5 protein-coding genes are annotated in these 5274 nt (G+C 61.4%); 2 read left to right on the plus strand and 3 right to left on the minus strand.

The annotated features are described in order from the left end of the window. Positions 1 to 61: 61 nt before the first annotated feature. Together ACOI1H_RS23475 and ACOI1H_RS23480 are read right to left on the minus strand one after the other, a co-directional pair. The gene (locus ACOI1H_RS23475; RefSeq protein WP_422440588.1) at positions 62 to 1303 is read right to left on the minus strand and encodes a PfkB family carbohydrate kinase; all 1242 of its coding nucleotides are present in this window, start codon (positions 1301 to 1303) and stop codon (positions 62 to 64) included. Beyond that, positions 1300 to 2148, minus strand: coding sequence for an amidohydrolase family protein (locus ACOI1H_RS23480; RefSeq protein WP_422440589.1), 849 nt, complete (start codon positions 2146 to 2148; stop codon positions 1300 to 1302). Before ACOI1H_RS23480 ends, ACOI1H_RS23475 begins: the two co-directional genes overlap by 4 nt. A 103-nt stretch (positions 2149 to 2251) precedes the next feature. On the opposite strand from ACOI1H_RS23480, the gene ACOI1H_RS23485 reads away from it, so the two are divergent. Both ACOI1H_RS23485 and ACOI1H_RS23490 read left to right on the plus strand, forming a co-directional pair. Then, positions 2252 to 3367: a mannitol dehydrogenase family protein gene (locus ACOI1H_RS23485; protein WP_422440590.1), complete on the plus strand. Its 1116-nt coding sequence runs from the start codon at positions 2252 to 2254 to the stop codon at positions 3365 to 3367. Then, on the plus strand, positions 3364 to 4335 hold the full coding sequence (locus tag ACOI1H_RS23490) for an aldo/keto reductase (RefSeq protein ID WP_422440592.1): 972 nt from the start codon (positions 3364 to 3366) through the stop codon (positions 4333 to 4335). Before ACOI1H_RS23485 ends, ACOI1H_RS23490 begins: the two co-directional genes overlap by 4 nt. Here ACOI1H_RS23490 and ACOI1H_RS23495 read toward each other — a convergent pair. After that, on the minus strand, positions 4332 to 5168 hold the full coding sequence (locus ACOI1H_RS23495) for a GntR family transcriptional regulator (protein WP_422440593.1): 837 nt from the start codon (positions 5166 to 5168) through the stop codon (positions 4332 to 4334). The two genes, ACOI1H_RS23490 and ACOI1H_RS23495, sit on opposite strands and share 4 nt — an antisense overlap. Positions 5169 to 5274: the final 106 nt, after the last annotated feature.

A 5274-nucleotide genomic window follows, 5' to 3' on the forward strand; every position in this document is an offset into this window, starting at 1 on the left:
GAGGGCAGCTGCAGTCGTAAGGTTATAAAATACCTTCACGTTCCGCCATCTTGCGCGCCAATCAATCGACATGAAAGACCTCCTCCATTCCTGCCCACCATTCGCCGGGCGTGCGGGTGTCGAAGGGATCCTGCATAGGACCGCAGACAGCCCACCAGTTCTGCGTGACGGGATCGGCGGCAATCGCTGCATCATCTGCCGCGAAATCCTTACCCGTGTATTCGAAATATCCGAACATCAGCATTTCCGGCCGCTTGAGGTAGATCGAGTAGTTGGTGACATGTGAGGCCCGCAACCGGGCCAGTACACCGGGCCAGACATCGGCGTGCAGGCGGGTATATTCAGCCAGATGCTCCGGCCGCAGACGGATGACAGAGGCCATGCGCCTCGGTCTGGCAGGTGGCCGTACAGGCAGAAGCGCACCGCGGTGCCCCACGACGCGGCACGCCAGATCATGAGCCAGCGCGAGGGCCTGAGGCTCTGGCAGACCGCCGGCGCGGGCGGCCAGATATGCGCCATTGAAGCTGTCTCCGGCCCCTGTCGTATCGATCACCATGTCGGCAGCGGAGGCGTCGCGCAGCGCTATCCCGGTCTGCAGTGACATGGCACCCTGTGCCCCGCGTTTCACCGCACCCGTTGTGGCACCGGCCGCGCGCAAACGGGCGATAATTGAGGCGGGATCGCTGTCACCGAACAGGGCCGCTTCGTCATCCGCGGAAGGCAGGGCGATATCGGTAACGTGCCAAAAGCGGTCGATCTGGGTACGCGCGGTTTCCGTACTGTCCCACAAGCGGGGACGGTAATTAGAGTCAAATGCGATTAAAGCCCCGCGCCGGCGGGCACCTGATAGGGCGGTCCACAATCTGTCGCGCGCCTGCGGCGACAGGATCGCGACAGAGATGCCCGACAAATAGATCAGATCCGCCGCTGCGATCGCGGCTAGATGCGGCGATCCACCTGCGTTAAACATCTGCCGCGCTGCTGAGGTGTCGCGCCAGTAGTGAAAGCTGCGCTCGCCTTCAGGATCAGTTTCAATCGCGTAGATACCGACCTGCCGAGCCGGATCTCGGGTAATATGATCGGTTTCCACCCCTTCTTTGGCCAACAAATCGAGGATGCCCTGTGACAGGGTGTCCTGACCGACCGCCGTGACGTAATCCACGGCGATCTCGAGACCGGCGACACTGCGGGCGCAATAGATCGCGGTGTTTAGCGTGTCGCCGCCGAACCCCACGCCAAACCCGGCATCGCTCCGAGATATCTCGGCCAGCGGCTCCCCGATGCAGACGATGCGAAAACTCATGCGGCAATCCCATAAAAGGACTGTGCCGTACCGCCATAGACCGCCGCGCGGTCGGCCGTGGACAACTGCATGAAGAGTTGGTCGGACACAGCGCACCAGCCGTCGTAATCCCCCGCCAAGGTCAGCACGGGCCAGTCGCTGCCCCACATGACGCGATCCGGTCCGAACTGCGTCAGGACATGATCAACAACCGGGCGCAAACTTTCGGCCGACCAGCCCGGCCCCGCCTCATTGGCAAGGCCGGACACCTTGCACATCACCTGCGGCAAACGTGCGAGGCGGGTCATGCCTTGGCGCCAGGCATCGCCCGCATCGGCGTGCTTCGCGAGGACGGGCTTGGCGCAATGGTCGATAACGATGGGCAAGGACGGCACCTGTGCTGCCACCTCTGCCAGCACATCCAGATGGCGCGGTGTGACAAGCGCATCCAGCCGCAAACCGCGTTCCGCCAGGACGCGCAAGTTGGCGATGACGGTCGGTTGCGCGATCCAGCGGGTGTCCGCGATATCCTGGAGCATCGGACGCACCCCCTTGAACGCCGGATGACGACACAGATCGTCCAGCATCACCGGCGCGCCCGAATCTGTCAGATCGACCCAGCCAACTACGCCCCGAATGAAGGTCTGATCGTGCGCCAGTGCCAGCAGGAATTCTGTCTCGGCCAAGGTGGCGGCGGCCTGCACGACGATTGTGCCCGCGATGCCTTGGCGCTGCAAAAGGGGTGCCAGATCGGCGGGCAAAATATCGTGCCGAATTGCGGCGACGTCATCGGTCATCCAATCGTAATCGCCCCGGGTGATCTGCCAGAAATGCTGGTGGGCATCGATACGGTCGGCTTGCGCCATCTACGATCTCTTTCTTTGGTCGCTTGACTCAATATGTTTTGTATTATTAAAAACACTGCAGCGGAATGTCCACCCCTTCAATAGTCCAGAGAGAGGACGCTCAATGTCGCTCACGCCAATTTTGCAGTTCGGCACCAGCCGCTTTCTGCAGGCCCATGTCGATCTGTTTGTTTCTGACGCGATGGCAGAGGGTCAGGCTGTGGGGCCGATCACGGTGGTCCAGAGTTCCGGCGATCCGGCGCGGGCACAGCGGCTGCAGGGGCTGGTCGGCACCTACCCCGTTCGGATCGAGGGTTTGGTCGACGGGCAGAAGGTACAGGAGCGGCTGAGCGTGCGCAGCGTCGCGCGGACGCTGTCCACAGCACACGATTGGGACGCTGTCACCCGCGTTTTTGTGACAGAGGCGCAATTCGTGCTTTCGAATACGGCCGATGCGGGCTACGCGCCACAACCGGCCGATACCGCGGCGGCCTTCGCGCAATCCATGTCCTATCCGGCCAAATTGCTGTGTCTGCTGCGCGCAAGATTCAATGCCGGAGCCGCGTCGATACAAATCATGCCGACGGAGCTGATTGCTGACAATGGAGCTCGGCTGAAAGAGCGAGTTCTGGAGCTTGCTGCGGGGGATCCCGCAGAGCTGCAGGCGTGGCTACGAAACGACGTGCGCTGGGTCAATTCTCTGGTCGATCGCATTGTGTCCGAACCGCTGGAGCCAGCGGGCGCTGTCGCCGAACCCTATGCATTGTGGGCGATCGAGGATCAGCCGGGGCTGTGCCTGCCCTGCCGGCATCCTGCAATTCGGGTCGTGCCGTCGCTTGCAGAGATTGAGGCGTTGAAGCTTTTCGTGTTGAATCTCGGGCATACGGTGCTGGCCGATCGCTGGCTTGGCACAGAGGGGCCGGACGATCTGCTGGTGCGCCAGATGATGGCCGATCCCGCCACGCTGGCTGCATTGAACGCGGTGCTGCAGAATGAAGTCCGCCCAGCCTTTGTCGCCGCAGGGTTGTCGAAGGCCTTTGACGCATATGTCATCAGTACCCGTGACCGTTTTGCCAATCCGTTTCTGGACCACCGGATCGCAGATATCGCGCAGAACCACCGGGACAAGATCGCGCGCCGGATCGCGGCGATGCTGGATTGGGCCAAGTTGCAGGGCGACCTGTCAGCCAAACCCATCCTTTCAGCCCTCGTGGTCCGCAACACGGAAGCTGCATCATGAAACGGAACCGGATCGGTCAGACAGATGTCAAGGTGACAGCCCTGTCACTGGGTGGTGCAAGCCTTGGCAATCTGGGGAGCGTGATCAGCGATGACGATGCCCGCGCGGTTATGCAGCATGCCTGGACTGCGGGCATCCGCTATTTTGACACCGCGCCGCGCTATGGTCGGGGGCTGTCGGAGCAACGCATTGGCGCGTTCCTGAAGGATCGTTCCCGCTCCGACTACGTGCTGTCTACCAAGGTCGGGCGCGTGCTGTCGCCGGGGCCCGCGCTAAAGGAGGCAGACGGCTTCATCGATCCGCTGCCCAATGCCGTACATTATGACTATTCCGCCGCCGGGATCCGCGAAAGCCTTGCCCAAAGCGGCGCGCGCCTCGGCACGGATCGGATCGAGATTGTCTATGTTCACGACATCGGTAACTACACTCACGGCCCCGTCGATGGGGCACGGCACATGGAAGATCTGCTGGGATCCGGCATGGGTGCACTGCAGGATCTTAAACAGGCCGGACGGATCGGCGCGATAGGGCTTGGGGTGAATGAAAGCCAGGTCTGCCTTGATGTGATGCGGCACTGCCCGCTGGACGGCATTCTGCTGGCCGGGCGGCTGACCTTGCTGGACCGCGAGGCGGAGGCAGGCCTGCTTGATGCGTGTCGCGCGCAGGGAACCAGCCTCGTGCTGGGTGGCATCTTCAACTCCGGCATTCTTGCGACCGGGCCACAGCCGGGCGCTTGGTTCGACTATGCGCCGGCCTCGCAGGATATTCTGGATCGGGTCGGCGACCTGCAGCAGCGGGCGCGGGCGGTGGGGCTGACGCTGGCCGAAGCCGCAGTCCAATTTGCGCTGCACCAGCCGCAGACCAGCTCGGTGCTGCTCGGCACGGGCAAGGTCAGTTACCTGCAGCGCAATCTGGACGCTGCTGCATTGACCCTGACGGATGCGGCGCGGGATTTCGTCACGACCTAGTCCGTGTGGCTGTTAGCCTGAAGCGCCTTCAGCAAGGTCTGTTTTGACGTCGCCAGATGCCGAAGGGCGGCGGCCTGCGCGGCTGCGGCGTCACGGCTGCGCAACGCTGCGATATATGCCAGATGTTCCTGGATTGCGTCGGCGTTCCGCGTCCGTTCGTCGGCTTTATTCCACTGGAAGTGATAATGGAACACCAGTGAAATCACCTTCTGGAATTCCTTCACGAAGCGATTGGTGACCACGCTATTGATCGCCTCGTGAAAGGTTTCGTCAAGGAGTGAGAAGTCGTGGTAATCATGTTCGATCCGGTCCAACAGGGCCAGATGCGCCTGTTCCAACCTGTCAAGGCGTGCCCAGATGGGATGGTTTGGCGCCAGAGCCACCAGATGCCGAACGGAGTTGAGTTCCAGCAGCGTGCGAAAATCAGACAGTTCCAGTGCATATTCCTTGGTAAACCCATGGAGCACCCAGCCCCCGCCCGGACGGCGCACGACGATGCCGAACCGGCTGAGGGATGACAGGAATTCCTGCAAGGTATGTGGCACGACTGAAAAATCCTTGGCCAGCTGTGCCACGTTCAAGACCGTACCGGGAGGCACATCCATCCGCAGCACCCAGTCCATGAAGCGACCTTCCAGCTCCTCTATCGTCAGGAGTGGGGCCGGCGTTTCCAACCGGTCCGTCGCCAAGGACCTGCGTCTGAGAATCTTTTCGCGGCCCTGCAAAGCGATAATGCCCAACTCGTCCAGACGGGTCAGAACGCTGCGGATCACGGTCCTGCTGACGCCCATCTGTGCGGCCAGAAGGTTCTCTGACGCCAACGTATCACCCAAATCCATTTTTTCACAAAGACTTAGAAGCTTGTTGTGAGCTTCGATAAACCGCGTGTTCGTGCGCGCCATTGCTCACCAAATCCGTTCAGAGTTACGCCAAGCATAG

The sequence above is a fragment of the Loktanella sp. DJP18 genome (assembly GCF_049310965.1).
Classification (GTDB): Bacteria; Pseudomonadota; Alphaproteobacteria; order Rhodobacterales; family Rhodobacteraceae; genus Loktanella.